Here is a 17,452-nt window from a genome sequence, read left to right on the forward strand (position 1 = left end):
GCGCGGTCAGTCCTTGCGCACCCACACCGCCGTATCGTGGAACGCGGCTCCGCCATAGGGCGCAACGGCGTCCGCACCGGTCAGCGTGTTGATGCCCCGGCCGTCCGGATAGGCCTCGTTCGGCCAGATCCCCTCCGCCACCACGACGCCGGGCTTCAGTCCCTCGGTCAGCCGGGCATGCAGGATCACCGCGCCGCGGCGATTGCCGATGCGGATGCGGTCGCCATCGGTGATCCCATATCGTTCGGCATCCTGCGGCCCGATCATCAGGTCAGGCCGCCCTTCCTTGTCGCGCGAGGAGGCGGTCTCGTTGAAGGTCGAGTTGAGGAAGGACCGTGCCGGCGAAGTGGCGAGGCGGAAGGGGTGTTCCTCGCTCGCCGCCTCGTTCACCGCCCAGTGATCGGGCAAGGTCGGCATGTCGGCGAAGGGTCCCATCGGTCCATCGTTCGGTGCCGGTACTGCCGTCCATTCGGGCTTGAAGCGGAACTTGCCGTCCGGCCAGTTGAAGCCGTCGAGATAATGCGCGGCGCGGAAGTCCGGCTGGCAGTCGACCCAGCGATCGCGCTCGATCTCCTCCAGCGAGCCGAAACCGGAGGCCTTCAGCATCCAGTCGATATGCTCGCGCGCACTCATGGCAAAGCCCGGATGCTCGGCAGCGCCGACCCTGCGGGCGATCTCGTTGAGCACGTAGAGGTTCTCGCGGGTCTCGCCCGGCCCTTCCGCCAGCTTCGGCCCCAGCAGCAGGTACTGGTGGCCGCCGCCCTTGTAGATGTCGTCATGCTCGAGAAACTGCGTCGCCGGCAGAACCACGTCGGCCATCATCGCCGTTTCGGTCATGAACTGCTCGTGCACGCAGACGAAGAGGTCTTCGCGGGCAAAGCCCTGCTTCACCAGCTCCTGTTCGGGCGCCACCGATACCGGGTTGGTGTTCTGGATCAGCATCGCGGTCACCGGCGGGCCGTGCCGCAAGGCCTCGGCATCGCCCGTCAGCACCCGGCCGATCTGGCTCTGGTCGAGCTGCCGCACCGCCGGATCGATCAGCGAGTGCCCCTCGATCATCGACTTGTCGAGCGTGTAGATCGCGCCGTTGTTGTGGAACGCGCCGCCGCCCTCATGCTGCCAGGCGCCCGTCACGGCCGCAATGCAGGAAGCCGCGTGCATCGAGACCGCGCCGTTGCGCTGGCGGGTGAAGCCGTAGCCGAGGCGGAAGAAAGTCCGCTTCGTCTCGCCGACCATGCGGGCGAAGAGCTCGATCTCCTCCACCGACAGTCCGGTGATCGCGGCCGCCCATTCCGGCGGGCGCTGAGCCACATGCGCCTCCAGCTCGTCCGGGCAGTCGGTGTAGCGGGCAAGGTAATCGCGGTCGGCATGCCCGTCGCGGAACAGCACATGCATCACCGCACAGGCGAGCGCTGCATCCGTTCCCGGCTTCAGGACGAGGCCAAGATCGGCCTGCTTCACGGTCTGGGTCGGGTAGACGTCGATGGCGACGATCTTCGCCCCGCGCGTCTTGCGGGCGGTGATGGCGTGGGTCATCACGTTGACCTGGGTCGAGACCGCATTGGTCCCCCAGATCACCACCATGTCGGCAACGGCGATCTCGCGTGGATCCGGCCCCGCCAGCCGGCCGGTTCCGGCGATATAGCCGGTCCAGGCGGGATTGGTGCAGATCGTGTCGAACTGGCGCGAATAGCCCTTGGCGTGGCGCAGGCGATGGATCGAGTCCCGCTGCACCAGGCCCATGGTCCCGGCATAGTGATAGGGCCACACGGCCTGCGGTCCGTGCTCGGCCTCGGCCTTCAGAAACGCGGCCGCAACCAGATCCAGCGCCTCATCCCAGGAGATCGGCTCGAAGCGTCCTTCCCCCTTCGCTCCGACGCGCTTCAGCGGTTGCGTCACCCGGTCCGGGTGGTAAAGCCGGTCCGAGTAGCGCGCGACCTTGGCGCAGATGACGCCGGCCGTATAGGCGTTCGCGCGAGCGCCCCGAACCCGCCCGATCCGCCCGTCGGCGAACAGCTCCACCTCCAGCGCGCAGGTGGACGGGCAGTCATGCGGACAGGCGGAGGCCTTCAGGACGGGGTCGTGTGCAACGGGGGCGTTCATGCGTCTCTCGCAAGGATGGGAACGGCCGCAAGGCTCACTCGCAGGCAGCCGTCATGTCAAGGACCGGTAGCCCCCAAAAGCAAAGGGCCGGCGCTGCGGCCGGCCCTTCCAGATGTCGTTGGGTGCGCTGTCGCGACGCGACTTGCAACCTTAGCCGACGATCTCGGTCTCGGAGAACCAGTAGGCGATCTCCTGGGCGGCGGTGTCCGCGCCGTCGGAGCCGTGAACCGAGTTCTCGCCGATGTTCAGGGCGAAGGTCTTGCGGATGGTGCCCTCGTCGGCATTGGCCGGGTTGGTGGCGCCCATCACTTCGCGGTTCTTGGCAATGGCGTTCTCGCCTTCCAGAACCTGCACGATGGTCGGAGCCGAGCACATGAATTCGACCAGCTCGCCGAAGAACGGACGGTCCTTGTGCACCGCGTAGAAGCCCTCGGCCTCGCGGCGGGACATCCACACGCGCTTGGACGCGACGACGCGCAGGCCGGCATCCTCAAGCATCTTGGTGATCGCGCCGGTCAGGTTGCGACGCGTCGCGTCCGGCTTGATCATCGAAAAGGTGCGCTCGATCGCCATTATCATTTTCCCGTGGTTGTACGGCCGGGCCTCGCGCCCTCGCTAGCCCCGCCTGTCCGCGCCTTGAAAGCCGGACACTGCTTGATCTCGTTGCGCCCGTGAGCGGACGCGCCATGCGTATAGCCGGGGACGGGCGCCCCCGCAAGGCGCAAGGGGCGCCGGTTTCCGCTGTTTTCGGGAAAGGCTCAGGCCGCCGGAACGCTGCGTCCGAAGCCGTCGAACAGATCGAGGCAGCGCTCGCGCCATTGCCCGATGGGCGAGCCGGGATCGACGAGCTGGAACGGACTGGCGATCCGCGCCCATTGCAGGGTGCCGAACAACAGGTAGTCGGTGTGAAGCGGCGCGTTACCGCCGATGAAGGGCTGGCTCTTCAGCATCAGATGCAGCGGCAGCAACGCGGTAGCGAGTTCCGCCAGCCGCTCCTCCCGTCCGGCCTGCACCTCCTCCAGCGTCATGCCGAAGCGGGCCTCACGCGTCTGCCGGAAATAGGCCTGGTCGGCCGGGCCGAGCACGTCCCAGATGTCCTTGATGATGAGCCGCACGATCAGCGAACTGATCGAAGCGTTGACCCAGCCCTCGATCAGTTTGGCCGCCGCTCGGCCGCCCTCTCCCGCGAACAGGCTCGGCCGATCCGGATAGGCATCCTCAAGATAAGTGGCAATCGCCCAGCTGTCGCAGATCGTCCGCTCGCCATCGACGAGGATCGGCACGGTCTTGCCGGCATCCGGCGCGATGGCCGGGATCTCGGTGAACGGCTTCGGCCGGCATTCGAAGTCGAGCCCCTTGTGCTTCAACGCCATCCGGATGCGCCAGGCATAGGGACTGAAAGGGCGCCCTGCATCGGCGCCGCACAGCTCGTAAAGGACAATGCTCAAAGGTTTCGCTCCCGCTTTTCATCGGATCGCAATGCGATGTCGGAGCGAACCCTATCGCCCGTCCGGCGCCGGGCCAAGCAGGCGTTGACGATTCGAACGCCGACTCCCGGGCACAACCTGAAGGTCGCGCAATCGACGTGAAATAAAACCATGGATTGAGATGCGGAGTTTTTGACGTAACGGCAAGCATTTAAAACGATCCGTCCATCCGACTTATTTACTGAAGGTTCAGTAGTTTTCCCACTTACTGCCTCATCTTCAGCGTCACGAGGTCGCCTTTCCCTATGTCCATCAAACAGAAAATGCTGGCTCTGGTCGGCGGCTCGCTGGCCGCTCTGCTCCTTGTTGCCGGCGTGCAGATCTACTCGCTCTACGGCTCCATGATGCACGACCGTCGCGAGATGGTCCGCACCCAGGTCGAGACCGCCACCACGATGATCGAGGCCATCGCGCAGGAAGCGCAGGCCGGACGAATGTCGGAAGAAGAAGCTCAGCGCATCGCCAAGAGCCTGCTGACCGCCATGCGTTTCAAAGGCTCGGATTACTTCGTCGTCATCGACGCCGATCCGGCAAACCAGGGCGTCGTCGTCACTCACCCGAATCCGAAGATCGTCGGCAAAAACCTGTGGGCCTCCAAGGACGCCCATGGGACCGAGTATGTGGTCGGCCAGGTCGAGTCCGCGCGCGCCGGCGGCGGCTTTACCGACTACGACTTCCCGCGCCTCGGCGAGCAGGAACCCTCTCCGAAGGTCGCCTATTCCGACGGATTCGCACCTTGGAACTGGGCGGTCTCCGCCTCGCTCTATGTCGATGACGTCACCACCGCCTTCTATGGCGAGCTGCTGACCAGCGCCCTGTGGATCCTGCCGCTGACCGCCCTGATCGGCGTGGCCGCCTTCCTGTTGGCCAACAGCATCAGCCGGCCGATCGCCGCGATCACCGACGCCATGCGCCACCTTGCCGACGGCGACCTGTCGGTTTCCGTGCCGGGCGCGGGGCGCAAGGACGAGATCGGTCAGATGGCGGATGCCACCGAGGTGTTCCGCGATGGCATGCTGCGCGCGCAGGACCTGTCCGCCTCGCAGATCGAGGAGCAGCGCAGCCGCGAGCAGCGGGCGCAGCGTATCGAGGAAATGACCCGGCGCTTCGACAACAGCGCCACCGCGCTGCTGACGGCCGTCACCTCGTCGGCCGGTGCCATGGAAAACAATGCGCGCTCCATGGCCGACATTGCCGAAAGCACCAATGCCCGCTCGACGACGGTCGCCACCGCCGCCCAGCAGGCCGCCGCCAACGTGCAGACCGTCGCCTCCGCGACCGAGGAACTGTCGTCGTCGATCTCCGAGATCAGCTCGCAGGTCTCCAAGTCGTCGCAGATCGCCTCCCAGGCGGTCGGCGAGGCTCAGCGTACCGACAGCCAGATCCAGGGCCTTGCCAACGCGGCCGAGAAGATCGGCCAGGTTGTCAGCATGATTGCCGCCATCGCCGAGCAGACCAACCTGCTGGCGCTGAACGCAACCATCGAGGCCGCACGCGCCGGTGAAGCGGGCCGCGGCTTCGCGGTCGTCGCTGCCGAGGTCAAGGAGCTCGCCTCCCAGACCTCCAACGCGACCGAGGAGATCACCGCGCAGATCGCCACGATCCAGAACGAGACCCGCACCGCCGTCGGCGCCGTCCAGTCCATCGGGCGCACCGTCGAGGAGATGAACGCCATCGCCGCCGCCATCGCCGCAGCCGTCGAGGAGCAGGGCGCGGCGACCGGCGAGATTGCCCGCAATGTCGAGGAGGCCTCGCGCGGCACCCAGGACGTCACCGAGAACATTCTCGGCGTCTCCCATGCCGCAAGCGACACGCGCAGCGCCGCCGGGGACGTGGCTTCGGCCGCCGCCGCAGTGAACCGGGATGCCGCAGCGCTCAAGCAGGAAGTCGAGAACTTCCTCGCCGGCGTCCGCGCTGCCTGACCTGCCCCGGGCAAGCCCGCAAACGACGAAACCAGAGCGCCGACCTTCGGGTCGGTGCTTTTTTTTGCGCCGCCGACGCTGCGGCATCGGCCGCGCACAAGCTGTGCCGAACGGTCCGCCGGCATTGCCTCTCGCGAAGGCCAGGTCGACAGGCTATCATCGTCTCCTCGCCCGATTTTCGTTCACGCACATGGGGATAGACATGAAGCCGTCGTCGGAGGATTTGCTCGCCGGACTGCTCGACTGGGTACGCATCGAGACGCACACACCGGATGTCGAGGGGCTCAACCGGCTGATGGACCTTGTCGCCTCGCAGGCGGCCGCCTTCGGCGCGACCACGGAGCGCTTCCCCGGCCGCGACGGCCATGGCGACCATCTCCTGGTCCGCTCGCCCTGGGGCGACCACTCCAGGCCCGGCATCCTCTTCCTGTCGCATCTCGACACCGTGCATCCGCGCGGCACCATCGACAAGGATCTGCCGATCCGGATCGACGGCGACCGCTGCTACGGCCCCGGCATCTGCGACATGAAGGGCGGCGCCTATAACGGGCTTGCCGCCATGCGCACGGTTGCCGCCGGCATCGAGGCCGGCGGCATACCCCCTGCCCTTGCGGTCAGCATCCTCTTCACCTCGGACGAGGAAGTCGGCAGCCCGACCTCGCAGGCGCTGATCGAGCGCCTCGGCGGTACAGCCAAATACGCCCTCGTGACCGAGCCGGCCCGCAACGGCGGCCATGTGGTTACCGCCCGCAAGGGTGTCGGCCGCTTCACGCTGAAGGTGGAAGGAAGGCCGGCCCATGCCGGCGCCCGCCACTGGCAGGGCCGCAGCGCGGTGACCGAGCTTGCCCACCAGATCATCGCGCTGGAGGCGATGACGGATTACGACCGCGAGATCACCGTCAATGTCGGCGAGATCCGCGGCGGCACCGGCACCAATGTCGTGCCGCAATTCGCGAGCGCCGAGATCGACCTGCGCGTACCCACGCTCGCCGCAGCCGAGGAGATGGTCGCCCGCATCACCGGCCTGACGCCGAAGACGCCGGACACGAAGCTGACGATCACCGGCGGCATGAACCGGCCACCCTTCGAGCAGTCGGCGGCGAGCAAGGCGCTGTTCGACCAGGCGGCACGGCTCGCCGACGAGATCGGCTTCGAGCTGATCGGCGAGACGACGGGCGGCGGATCCGACGGCAATTTCATCGCCGACAAGGTTCCGACCCTCGACGGCCTCGGCCCGGACGGCGACGACGTGCACACCCTCAACGAGCACATCTTCATCCCCTCATTGGGCGAGCGGATGCAGCTCATGGTTCGGCTAATCGAAACGCTGGACTGAGCGGGCACCATCAGTCCCTGCCGCGTCGGCCGAAGACGGGCCGACGCGGGACGATGCCGGCGCTGGGATCGGGAAAGGCGACCATCGCCTCTGGGTGCTGCCTCCCCGGCGCCCCGGACGCAAAAGCGTCTGTCGATGGCTGCGGTGCGGGTGATACGGCAGGCGCCTCCTGGACAGGATCGTTGCCGGTCTCCAAGGCAAGCTGAATCACGCGCCCGGGCACGCGGGTACCGTTCTCCAGGAAACGGACCCGAGTGATGTCGGTCTCGCTGTTGCCGATGGTCTCGCCATCCCGGATCACCATGCCGTGCATAAGCAGATAGCGGACCAGTCCGAAGATCCGCTGTGCCAGCTCGACCGGCTGCTGCGGCGCGGGCAGAAATTCGATCTCCATTCCGAGGAAAGGGCGCACACCGATGGTCGCCGCGCCGATCATCTGCCGCTGCCCCGCCGTTTCGCCGCGGAACCACATCAGATTGACCCAGTCTTCTACGGGCAGGGTCTTCGACAACATGGCACGCACCGCGCTGCGCATCCCGTCCGGCGACAGCATCATCTCGCCGCTCGCCCAATAGGCACCGAGCCCCCCGCTCACGTCGAGCGCGGCGGCGGCGACAAAGGTGGTGAGCATCGCGAAATGCAGCGCCTGCTCGTGGTTTTCCGGCTGAAGGACGCAACCGACGATGACATGGGCACCGTGCACTGCCACCACAGCGGAGGCGTCTTTCCAGGCAATGCTCGCAGCGACCGCCCGGTCCATCGTCCCCGTCGGCACAGGCACGTCCTTGGCGATCACCGTCACCGGCACGCCGCCGATCGCGACCATCGCCGGTTCCCCGCCCTGCGCGTCGCGCGTCAGCTCAACGGACAGCCCAATGGGCGCAGTGATCTGACGAAGCTGCAGGACCAGCGCGGCCATATCGAGCGGACGCGGTGCGTCCAGCAGGACGAGACTGAAGAAACGTTCGGACATTGGCAGACCCTCCGGCGTGATGCGCCGAAGGTTATGCACCCTTGGTTGCGGATGCGTGAACCCACATATCAAGGGTGCCCTGTCCGGCGACCTCAGTCGGGCAGCCGCTTTCCGTCGGCGCCGAAATAGTGCAGGTGCTCGGACGCACAGGAAAGATGCACCCGCGCGCCGGCCGCAGGAACCTCGCGTCCGCCTTCGATCCGCACGATCATGCGCTCGCCGTCGTCGAGCTCCACATGGGCCAGCGTTTCCGCGCCAAGGGCCTCTGCGATCATCAGCTTGCCCGACAGCACCGCCTCGCCTTCCGCGCAGAAGGAGAGATGCTCGGGCCGCACGCCGACCGTGTCGAGGGCCTCTGCCGGGCCGGCCGTCTCCGCCACCTTGCGCAGCAAACCGCTCGCCGCAAGACGTGCCGCCTGCAGGAAGTTCATCGGCGGCGAGCCGATGAAGCCGCCGACGAAGACCGTCGCCGGCTTGTGATAGACCGACAGCGGCGTGCCCACCTGCTCCGCATTGCCGCCGTTCATCACGATGATGCGGTCGGCCATGGTCATGGCTTCGACCTGGTCATGGGTCACATAGAGCGAGGTGACGCCGAGACGGCGCTGCAGCGTCTTGATCTCCACGCGCATCTGCACGCGCAGCTTCGCATCGAGATTGGACAGCGGCTCGTCGAACAGGAAGACCGAGGGCTTGCGCACGATGGCCCGGCCCATGGCGACGCGCTGGCGCTGGCCGCCGGACAGCTGCCGCGGCTTGCGGTCGAGATAGGGCTCCAGTTCCAGCATCTTCGCGGCCTGCGCGACGCGCTCGGCGATCTCCGCCTTCGCAACGCCCGCGATCTTCAGACCGTAGGCCATGTTGTCGAAGACGGACATATGCGGATAGAGCGCATAGTTCTGGAACACCATGGCGATGTCGCGCTCGCGCGGCTCCAGATCGTTGACCACCCGGTCGCCGATGCGGATCTCGCCCGAGGTGACGGTCTCCAGCCCCGCCACCATGCGCAGCAACGTGGACTTGCCGCAGCCCGACGGCCCGACGATGACGATCAGTTCACCGTCGGCGATCTCCGCGTCGACCCCGTGGATGACCTCGGTGGTGCCATAGGACTTGCGGATGTTCGAAAAAGCGATCTTCGCCATGGAACCTATTTCTCGCTTTCCACGAGGCCCTTCACGAAGAGCCCCTGCATGAAGATGACGACGGCGACGGGCGGCAGCATCGCCAGCAGCGTGGTGGCCATGATCACCGGCCAGTCGGCGATATCGTCGCCGGACGGGAACATCTGCTTGATGCCCATCACGATGGTGTTCATTTCCGGCTTGGTGGTGATCAGCAGCGGCCAGAGATACTGGTTCCAGCCATAGATGAAGAGGATCACGAACAGCGCGGCGATGTTGGTCCGCGACATCGGCAGCAGAATGTCGAGGAAGAAGCGCACCGGCCCTGCCCCGTCGACTCGCGCCGCCTCGATCAGTTCGTCCGGAACGGTGAGGAAGAACTGGCGGAACAGGAAGGTCGCGGTCGCGGAGGCGACCAGCGGCAGGATCAGGCCCGTATAGGAGTTGAGCATCCCGAACCCGGCGACGACCTCGTAGGTCGGCACGATGCGCACCTCGACGGGCAGCATCAGGGTGAGGAAGATCATCCAGAAGAACGCCATCCGGAACGGGAAGCGGAAATAGACGATCGCATAGGCGGAGATGATCGAGATGGCGATCTTGCCGATGGTGATGCCGAGCGCCATGACGCTGGAGTTGAACAGCATCAGAAGAACCGGCGAGTTGACGCCCCGCGTCAGCGCCGCCGTGTAGTTCTCGATCAGATGCGGTCCGGGGATGAGCGGCATCGGCGGACGGGCGATCTCCGGCTGCGTCACCGTTGAGGCGACGAACGCCATGTAGATCGGAAAGCAGATGATCGCGATGCCGACGATCAGCCCGATATGGGTCAGCCAGAGGCCGAGCCCGCGTTTTTCGACCATGCCGCTCATCAGTAATGCACCTTGCGTTCGATATAGCGGAACTGGACGACCGTCAGCAGCCCGACCACGAAGAGAAGGATCACCGACTGGGCGGCCGAGGAGCCGAGGTCCTGCCCGACGAAGCCGTCGGAGAACACCTTGTAGACGAGGATGGTCGTCGCCTGCTGCGGCCCGCCGCCGGTGATCGTGTGGATCACGCCGAAGGTCTCGAAGAACGCGTAGACGACGTTGACCACCAGCAGGAAGAACGTCGTCGGCGACAGCAGCGGGAAGACGATGGTCCAGAACCGGCGGGCAAAGCTCGCCCCGTCGATGGCCGCCGCCTCGATCACGCTTTTCGGAATCGCCTGCAGGCCGGCCAGGAAGAACAGGAAATTGTAGCTGATCTGGCGCCAGGCGGAGGCGACGACGACGAGCCCCATCGCCTCTTCGCCGTCCAGAACGTGATTCCAGTTGTAGCCGAACGCCTTCAGGTACCAGGCGACCAGGCCCACATTGGGATTGAACATGAACAGCCACAGCACGCCCGCGACCGCCGGGGCCACCGCGTAGGGCCACACCAGCAGCATCTTGTAGGCGCTCGATCCATTGATCACCCGGTCCGCCATGACGGCCAGCCAGAGCGCGGCACCCATCGAGACGAGCGTCACCAGGGTCGAGAAGATCACCGTCGTCTTGAACGAGGCGAGGTAATACGGGTCGCTCAGCAGGAACTCGAAATTGCCGAAGCCGACGAACTGCGACGACAGGCCGAAGGGGTCGGGAATATAGGCGGACTGGTAGATCGCCTGGCCCGCCGGCCAGAAGAAGAAGACGAGCGTCACCAGGATCTGCGGCGCGAGCAGCAGATAGGGCAACACCCGGCTGTTGAAGACGACGCGTTTGTGCATGGCGCGCTGTTCCAGCTGGTCTGTCCGCCGGGCCTTTCCGACGGGCGAAAACGGCCCGGCAGGCTGCCGGACCGTTTCCCGTTTCTCAGATGCACCGTGGATGCGCAGGCCTGCTCCGCATCCACGGGCGTTTCAGGAGATCAGCGGTTGGCCTGCTCGAAGCGACGCAGCAGCTGGTTGCCACGCTGCACCGCGTTGTCGAGCGCCTCCTTGGCCGACTTGTCGCCGGCCCACACCGCTTCCAGTTCCTCGTCGATGATGCCGCGGATCTGGTCGAAGTTGCCCAGACGCACGCCCTTCGAGTTGGCGGTCGGCGCCTTGCCGGTCATCTGGATGACCGCAATGTCCGTGCCCGGATTGGCGTCGTAGAAGCCGGAGGCCTTGGTCTGCTCGTAGGCAGCATGGGTGATCGGCAGGTAGCCGGTGTCCTGGTGCCACTTGGCCTGGATGTCGGCGGACGACAGGAAGTTCAGGAACTCCGCCACGCCGGCATATTCCTCGGCCTCATGGCCGGCCATCACCCACAGCGAGGCGCCGCCGATGATCGTGTTGAGCGGGGCGGCCTCGACCGAATCCCAGTAGGGCAGCGGGCGGATGTCGAAGGCGAACTTGGCCTCGGACTTCACGCCGGCGTAACCGGCCGAGGATTCGGTGAACAGCGCGCACTCGCCGGCGCGGAACTGGGCACCGCTCTCGTTGCGGCGACCGCCATAGACGAACTTGCCGTCCTTGGCCCACTGGCCCATCGCCTCGATATGGGCAACCTGCACCGGGCCGTTGAACGCCAGCTCGGTGTCGACGCCGCCGAAGCCGTTCTCCTTCGTGGCGAAGGGAACGTCGTGATAGGCGGACAGGGTCTCCAGATGCACCCAGCTCTGCCAGGCGGTGGTCAGCGGGCATGCCGAGCCGGACGCCTTCAGCGTGTCCAGCACCTCGCCGACCTTCTCCCAGGTCGTCAGGTCGGTGTCGGGGTCGATGCCGGCCGCCTGCAGTGCATCGCGGTTCACATACAGAACCGGGGTCGACGAGTTGTAGGGCAGCGACAGCATCTGGCCGTCGGTGGTGGTGTAGTAGCCGGCGACCGCCGCCAGGTAGGCGTCCTGGTCGAACTCCTTGCCCGTCTCGGCCATCAGCTCGTAGACCGGCTTGATGGCGCCCTTGGCTGCCATCATCGTGGCGGTGCCGACCTCGAAGACCTGCAGAATGTGCGGCTGCTCGCCGGCGCGGAAGGCGGCGATACCGGCATTCAGGGCCTCGGAATAGTTGCCCTTGTGCGAGGCGACGACGACGTAGTCGCTCTGCGAGGCGTTGAACTTCTCGACCTGCTCGTTCAGCAGATCGCCGAGGCGGCCGGTGAAGGCATGCCACCACTGGATCTCGGTGGCGGCGAAGGACACGGTGGTGCTGCCGGCAAGCATCGTTGCGGCGACCAGACCGGCCAGCGTCTTGCGATAAGCCATGTTTTGCTCTCCCAAAGCTCGGGCACCCGGCCCGATATGCGGTTCTGGGCAATACGGCCTCCCTGGCGGAAGCCGCATTGAACGAAAATGTCCGCATTTCGTATTTGTTTCATATGAACGCCAGATGTCGCTCACATGAACATTAAGCGACACTTCCATGACAGACGCAAGAGCCCGAATACAAGCAGGAAATTGCCGATCCACACCGTTCCCCTGGGGCATGTGGGCAACTCGGTCACATGCGCGTCATGCGTGAAGTCGAGGCCGCGCTCAGGCCCTTTGCCGGCGGAACGAAGATCGCCCTCCGCGTCAACCGGACAGCGGGGTTTTCCCCGCTCCTTTCACACGAAATGCATCCAGTCCGGATTCCCCTTTCTCCCTCCCCCTCCCTCCGGTAGGAACAGGGGCACACGAGGGGAAATGAGAATGAAGGGTCCGGTTCCGGCGAACGACACCAGCGCCGCATCGATGCGCGTTGCCCCGCACAACGCGGAGGCCGAGCGCCAGCTGCTGGGCGCGATCATCGTCAACAACGAGACCTATTACCGCGTCTCGGACTTTCTCGAGCCCGAGCACTTCTTCATCGCCCCGCACCGGGAGATCTACGAGAAGGCCGGCCAGCTGATCCGCGCCGGCAAGGTCGCCTCCCCGATCACGCTCAAGACCTTCTTTCCACAGGATGCGCGCATCGCCGACATGTCGGCCGCGCAATACATCCTGCGGCTGGCCGCCGACGCCGCCTCGGTCATCAATGCCGAGGACTATGGCCGCGCCATCTACGACCTCGCCATTCGCCGGACCCTGATCCGCATCGGCGAGGACATGGTCAACATCGCCTTCGACGCGCCGATCGACATGCCGCCGGTGGCGCAGATCGACGATGCCGAACGGCGCCTGTTCGAACTGGCCGAAAAGGGCCGCACCGATACCGGATTCGTCTCATTCGGCGATGCGCTGACCGCAACCATCGAGATGGCTGCCGCAGCCTACCAGCGCGAAGGCGCACTGTCGGGAATCGCCAGCGGGTTGCGCGATCTGGACGGCCTGATGGGCGGCCTGCAGCCGTCGGATCTGATCGTGCTTGCCGGCCGTCCCGCCATGGGCAAGACCTCGCTCGCGACCAACATCGCCTACAATGTCGCCGAGGCCTACATGGCCGAGGAGCAGCCGGACGGCACGATGAAGACCGTCAACGGTGGCGTCGTCGGTTTCTTCTCGCTGGAAATGTCGGCCGAGCAGCTGGCGACCCGTATCATTTCCGAACAGACGGAGATCTCGTCCTCCAAGATCCGCCGCGGCGACATATCCGAACACGACTTCGAGAAGCTCGCAGCCGCCGCCCAGACCATGCAGCTGGTCCCCCTGCATGTGGACCAGACGGGCGGCATCTCCATCGCCCAGCTGGTCGCCCGTGCCCGCCGCCTCAAGCGCCAGCGCGGCCTCGACCTGTTGATCGTCGACTATATCCAGCTGCTCACCGGCTCGCAGAAGAACAGCGGCAACCGCGTGCAGGAGATCACCGAGATCACCACCGGCCTGAAGGCGCTGGCCAAGGAGCTGAATGTCCCGATCATCGCGCTCTCCCAGCTGTCGCGTCAGGTGGAATCGCGCGACGACAAGCGCCCCATCCTCTCGGATCTGCGCGAATCCGGCTCGATCGAGCAGGACGCCGACGTGGTGATGTTTGTGTTCCGCGAGGAGTACTACCTGGGCAAGACCATGCCCGAGGAAGGCACGGAGGACTACGTTAAGTGGGAGGAGAAGCTTGACAGGGTGCGCAACCGGGCCGAAGTGATCATTGCCAAGCAGCGTCACGGTCCGACCGGCACCGTGAACCTGCACTTCCAGGGCGAGTTCACCCGCTTCTCCGACCTCGCCGACCCGGACCGATTCCCCGAGCCGCATTGATGCGGCCAGAGCCTGGACCAGGGATGTGATCGATACCCACTCCGGCGCCAGCGCCACGCCTTCAATCGACAACGGCCGCATCACCGTCGACCTTGCCGCACTCGCCGCGAACTGGAGCCGCCTCGCCGGCTTGCTGAGCGAGGGAACCGCATGCGGCGCGGCGGTGAAGGCCGACTGCTACGGCCTCGGCGATGCGCCTTGCCTCGAAGCGCTGTGGACCGCCGGCTGCCGAACCTATTTCGTCGCCACGCCGCAGGAAGGCGCAACCGTGCGCCGCCACCTTCCGGACGCCGCGATCTACATCCTCAACGGGCTCTATCCGGGCGCAGCAAGCTTTTACGCCGCAAACGGTCTTCGCCCCTGCCTCGGCTCTCCGGACGAGATCGCGGACTGGCGCAGCGCCGGTGCGCCGCTTCCTGCAGCGCTTCACGTCGACACCGGCATCAGCCGTCTCGGCCTGACGGCAGAGGAAGCCGCAGCGCTGGCCGGCGGCCCTGCGCTCGAACTGTCGTTGATCATGTCGCATCTGGCCTGTGCCGATGCGCCGGGCGCCCCGATGAACCAGGCCCAGCTGGCGCGTTTCCGGGCGCTTTCCGGCCTCTTCCCCGGCGTGCCGCGCTCGCTCGCCAACTCGGCCGGCATCTTCCTCGGCCCGGACTTCCATTTCGAGCTCGCCCGCCCCGGAATCGCTCTTTATGGCGGACAGGCCTCGGCGATGGAGGAAAGCCGGCTGGATCCTGTCGTCACCCTCGAGGCGCGGATCCTCCAGGTTCATACCCTGCCCAGGGGCGCGCCCATCGGCTATGGAGCGACCTTCACCGCGCCGCGCGACATGCGCGTTGCCATGGTCGCGGCCGGCTATGCCGACGGGTTCCTGCGCGCGGCCGGCTCCACGGACGGCAAGCCCGGCGCCGAGGCCTGGCTCGCCGGCCATCGCCTGCCCGCGCTCGGCCGCGTCTCCATGGACATGAGCGCCTTCGACGTCAGCAACGTGCCGGAAGACATTGCCGCGCGCGGCGCCTTCGTGGAGCTATTCGGCCGCAACGTGTCCGTCGACGAGACCGCGAGCCGTGCCGGCACCATCGGCTACGAGTTGCTGACATCTCTCGGCCACCGCTTCGCCCACCGCTATGCCGGCATGCCCTCGACCGGCGGGGAGCAGTCCTGATGGCCAAGCGCGGCACAGCCTATGTCTGTCAGTCCTGCGGCGCGGCCGCGTCCAAGTGGGCGGGTCGCTGCGACAGCTGCGGCGAGTGGAACACCCTGGTCGAGGAACGCAGCGGCGGCGGGGTCGGCGGTTCGCCGACAGCAGCAAGCCGCAAGCGCGGGCGCGTCGTGCCCCTCGTCGGGCTTGCGGGCGAAAGCGACACGCCGCCACGCATCGAGACGCGGGTCGGCGAGCTCGACCGCGTCACCGGCGGCGGGTTCGTGCGCGGCTCTGCCCTGCTCGTCGGCGGCGATCCGGGCATCGGCAAGTCGACGCTGCTGATCCAGGCGGCGGCCCGCATCGCCCGGCTCGGCCACCGCGCGATCTACATTTCCGGCGAGGAGGCCATCGACCAGGTGCGCCTGCGCGCCATGCGCCTCGGCCTGTCCGACGCACCGGTCGGCCTTGCGGCGGAGACCAGCGTCGAGGACATCCTCGCCACCCTGACGGACGGTCCGCCGCCGGCCCTCGTCATCATCGATTCGATCCAGACCCTGTGGTCGGAGATGGTCGAGTCCACGCCCGGCACCGTCACCCAGGTCCGCGCCTCCGCGCAGGCCCTGGTACGCTACGCCAAGTCGAGCGGCGCCACGGTGATTCTCGTCGGCCATGTCACCAAGGACGGCCAGATCGCCGGCCCGCGCGTGGTGGAGCACATGGTCGATGCCGTTCTCTATTTCGAGGGCGACGGCGCGCACCAGTACCGCATCCTGCGCTCGGTCAAGAACCGCTTCGGCGCCACCGACGAGATCGGCGTCTTCGAGATGACCGACAAGGGGCTGGCCGAAGTGGCCAATCCGTCTGCGCTTTTCCTCGGCGAGCGCTCGGGCCGCACGCCAGGATCGGCCGTCTTCGCAGGGCTGGAGGGCACCCGCCCGCTGTTGATCGAGATCCAGGCGCTGGTCGCGCCCTCGCCCCTCGGCACGCCGCGCCGGGCCGTGATCGGCTGGGACAGCGCCCGCCTTTCGATGATCCTTGCGGTGCTGGAGGCGCGCTGCGGCGTGCGCTTCGCGCAGAACGACGTCTACCTCAATGTTGCCGGCGGATTGAGGGTCAACGAGACGGCCGCCGACCTTGCCGTTGCCGCTGCGCTCGTCTCGTCTCTCAGCGGGGTTGCCCTTCCCGCCGATTGCGTCTATTTCGGCGAGGTCAGCCTCTCGGGGGCGGTCCGCGCGGTCTCTCAGGCCCAAAGCCGTCTCAAGGAAGCCCGCAAGCTCGGTTTCACCTCGGCCTTCGTGCCGGAAGCGAACGCCGGAGACGGTGCGAGCGATGGCGGCCCGGTGACGGGGCTGAGCGAGCTGGCGGATCTGGTCGCCCAGGTGGCGGCGCGCTCCGCAGGCGCATCCGAGCGGGACTAGGGCCCGGACGGACCTCGCATCCGGCAGTGCCCGATCGCTGCACGCGCCGGGCAAGGCAGTGAACACCGCGCCCGACCCACGCGGAGAACTGGGTCGACAGGGCGTCTTGCGACGCGATCAGGGACCAGGCCGAGCGATGCCGATCACGCTTCTCGACGGAATCCTTCTCGTCATCATGCTCCTGTCGGCCGTCCTGGCCATGATCCGCGGCTTCGTCCGCGAGGTCCTGTCGATCGCGTCCTGGATCGCCGCCGCCGTTGCCGCCTTCTACCTGCATGGCCACGTCGTTCCCTTCGTGCGCCAGTACATCAACAACGACAACGTGGCGCTCGGCGTTGCCGCCGCCGCCGTGTTCCTGGTGACGCTGATCATCGTCAGCTACATCACGATGCGCATTTCCGACTTCGTGCTGGACAGCCGGATCGGCGCGCTCGACCGCACGCTCGGCTTCGTTTTCGGCGCCCTGCGCGGCCTTCTTCTGGTCGTCGTCGCGATGATGTTCTTCAACTGGTTCGTGCCGCAGGACCAGCCTGCCTGGATCGCCACGGCCAAGTCCAAGCCGGTGATCGACTCGATCGGCAACCGGCTGGTCAACGCGCTGCCCGAAAGCCCGGAAAACACCATTCTCAACCGCATCCGCAATCGCTCCGACGGTGCCCCCGCCGGCACGACGGAAACGCCTGCAGCGCCGGCCCCGACCGGCGACGAGCAGGGCTATACCGACAGCGAGCGTCGCGGGATCGAGCAGTTGACGACTTCGGGGTCGTCCACCAACTAAGGCACGTCCGCTGGAACGGACCGCATCATGTGACTGAAATTCT

General features: G+C 66.3%; 14 protein-coding genes. 6 read left to right on the plus strand and 8 right to left on the minus strand.

What is annotated here, in order from left to right:
- Positions 1 to 6 precede the first annotated feature (6 nt).
- The 3 genes from GH266_RS02325 to GH266_RS02335 all read right to left on the minus strand — a co-directional run bounded on the left by GH266_RS02325 (position 7) and on the right by GH266_RS02335 (position 3,551).
- Positions 7 to 2,103 carry a molybdopterin-containing oxidoreductase family protein gene (locus tag GH266_RS02325; protein WP_158192459.1) on the minus strand — a complete coding sequence of 699 codons (2,097 nt, stop codon included), beginning with the start codon at positions 2,101 to 2,103 and terminating at the stop codon, positions 7 to 9.
- Between the two features lie 150 nt (positions 2,104 to 2,253).
- A complete protein-coding gene (ndk, locus tag GH266_RS02330) occupies positions 2,254 to 2,676 on the minus strand; it encodes a nucleoside-diphosphate kinase (RefSeq protein WP_067215500.1) in 423 nt (140 codons plus the stop codon).
- 185 nt (positions 2,677 to 2,861) lie between these two features.
- Positions 2,862 to 3,551, minus strand: coding sequence for a glutathione S-transferase family protein (locus GH266_RS02335; RefSeq protein ID WP_158192460.1), 690 nt, complete (start codon positions 3,549 to 3,551; stop codon positions 2,862 to 2,864).
- A gap of 284 nt (positions 3,552 to 3,835) precedes the next feature.
- Here GH266_RS02335 and GH266_RS02340 point away from each other — a divergent pair, with 284 nt between their 5' ends.
- Positions 3,836 to 5,512: a methyl-accepting chemotaxis protein gene (locus GH266_RS02340; protein WP_158192461.1), complete on the plus strand. Its 1,677-nt coding sequence runs from the start codon at positions 3,836 to 3,838 to the stop codon at positions 5,510 to 5,512.
- 202 nt (positions 5,513 to 5,714) lie between these two features.
- Entirely contained in the window at positions 5,715 to 6,848 is a 1,134-nt protein-coding gene (locus tag GH266_RS02345; RefSeq protein WP_199270427.1) for a M20 family metallopeptidase, read from the plus strand.
- Between the two features lie 10 nt (positions 6,849 to 6,858).
- Here GH266_RS02345 and GH266_RS02350 read toward each other — a convergent pair whose 3' ends face one another.
- The 5 genes from GH266_RS02350 to ugpB form a co-directional block, all read right to left on the minus strand.
- On the minus strand, positions 6,859 to 7,821 hold the full coding sequence (locus GH266_RS02350; protein ID WP_158192463.1) for a DUF4261 domain-containing protein: 963 nt from the start codon (positions 7,819 to 7,821) through the stop codon (positions 6,859 to 6,861).
- A 92-nt stretch (positions 7,822 to 7,913) separates the two neighbouring features.
- Positions 7,914 to 8,966: a sn-glycerol-3-phosphate import ATP-binding protein UgpC gene (locus GH266_RS02355; RefSeq protein WP_158192464.1), complete on the minus strand. Its 1,053-nt coding sequence runs from the start codon at positions 8,964 to 8,966 to the stop codon at positions 7,914 to 7,916.
- A gap of 5 nt (positions 8,967 to 8,971) precedes the next feature.
- On the minus strand, positions 8,972 to 9,808 hold the full coding sequence (ugpE, locus tag GH266_RS02360; protein ID WP_158196010.1) for a sn-glycerol-3-phosphate ABC transporter permease UgpE: 837 nt from the start codon (positions 9,806 to 9,808) through the stop codon (positions 8,972 to 8,974).
- Between the two features lie 8 nt (positions 9,809 to 9,816).
- The gene (ugpA, locus tag GH266_RS02365) at positions 9,817 to 10,698 is read right to left on the minus strand and encodes a sn-glycerol-3-phosphate ABC transporter permease UgpA (RefSeq protein ID WP_158192465.1); all 882 of its coding nucleotides are present in this window, start codon (positions 10,696 to 10,698) and stop codon (positions 9,817 to 9,819) included.
- Positions 10,699 to 10,838: 140 nt separating this feature from the next.
- On the minus strand, positions 10,839 to 12,158 hold the full coding sequence (gene ugpB, locus GH266_RS02370) for a sn-glycerol-3-phosphate ABC transporter substrate-binding protein UgpB (protein WP_209001525.1): 1,320 nt from the start codon (positions 12,156 to 12,158) through the stop codon (positions 10,839 to 10,841).
- 426 nt (positions 12,159 to 12,584) lie between these two features.
- Between ugpB and GH266_RS02375 the strand changes: the two genes are divergently transcribed.
- From GH266_RS02375 to GH266_RS02390, 4 genes are all read left to right on the plus strand, one after another.
- The gene (locus tag GH266_RS02375) at positions 12,585 to 14,066 is read left to right on the plus strand and encodes a replicative DNA helicase (RefSeq protein WP_158192466.1); all 1,482 of its coding nucleotides are present in this window, start codon (positions 12,585 to 12,587) and stop codon (positions 14,064 to 14,066) included.
- A 25-nt stretch (positions 14,067 to 14,091) separates the two neighbouring features.
- Positions 14,092 to 15,234, plus strand: coding sequence for an alanine racemase (alr, locus tag GH266_RS02380; protein ID WP_158192467.1), 1,143 nt, complete (start codon positions 14,092 to 14,094; stop codon positions 15,232 to 15,234).
- Complete coding sequence (radA, locus tag GH266_RS02385) at positions 15,234 to 16,631, plus strand: DNA repair protein RadA (protein WP_158192468.1); 1,398 nt, start codon at positions 15,234 to 15,236, stop codon at positions 16,629 to 16,631. Before alr ends, radA begins: the two co-directional genes overlap by 1 nt.
- A gap of 136 nt (positions 16,632 to 16,767) precedes the next feature.
- A complete protein-coding gene (locus GH266_RS02390) occupies positions 16,768 to 17,409 on the plus strand; it encodes a CvpA family protein (protein WP_158192469.1) in 642 nt (213 codons plus the stop codon).
- Positions 17,410 to 17,452 lie beyond the last annotated feature (43 nt).

Source organism: Stappia indica (genome assembly GCF_009789575.1).
Taxonomy (GTDB): Bacteria; Pseudomonadota; Alphaproteobacteria; order Rhizobiales; family Stappiaceae; genus Stappia; species Stappia indica_A.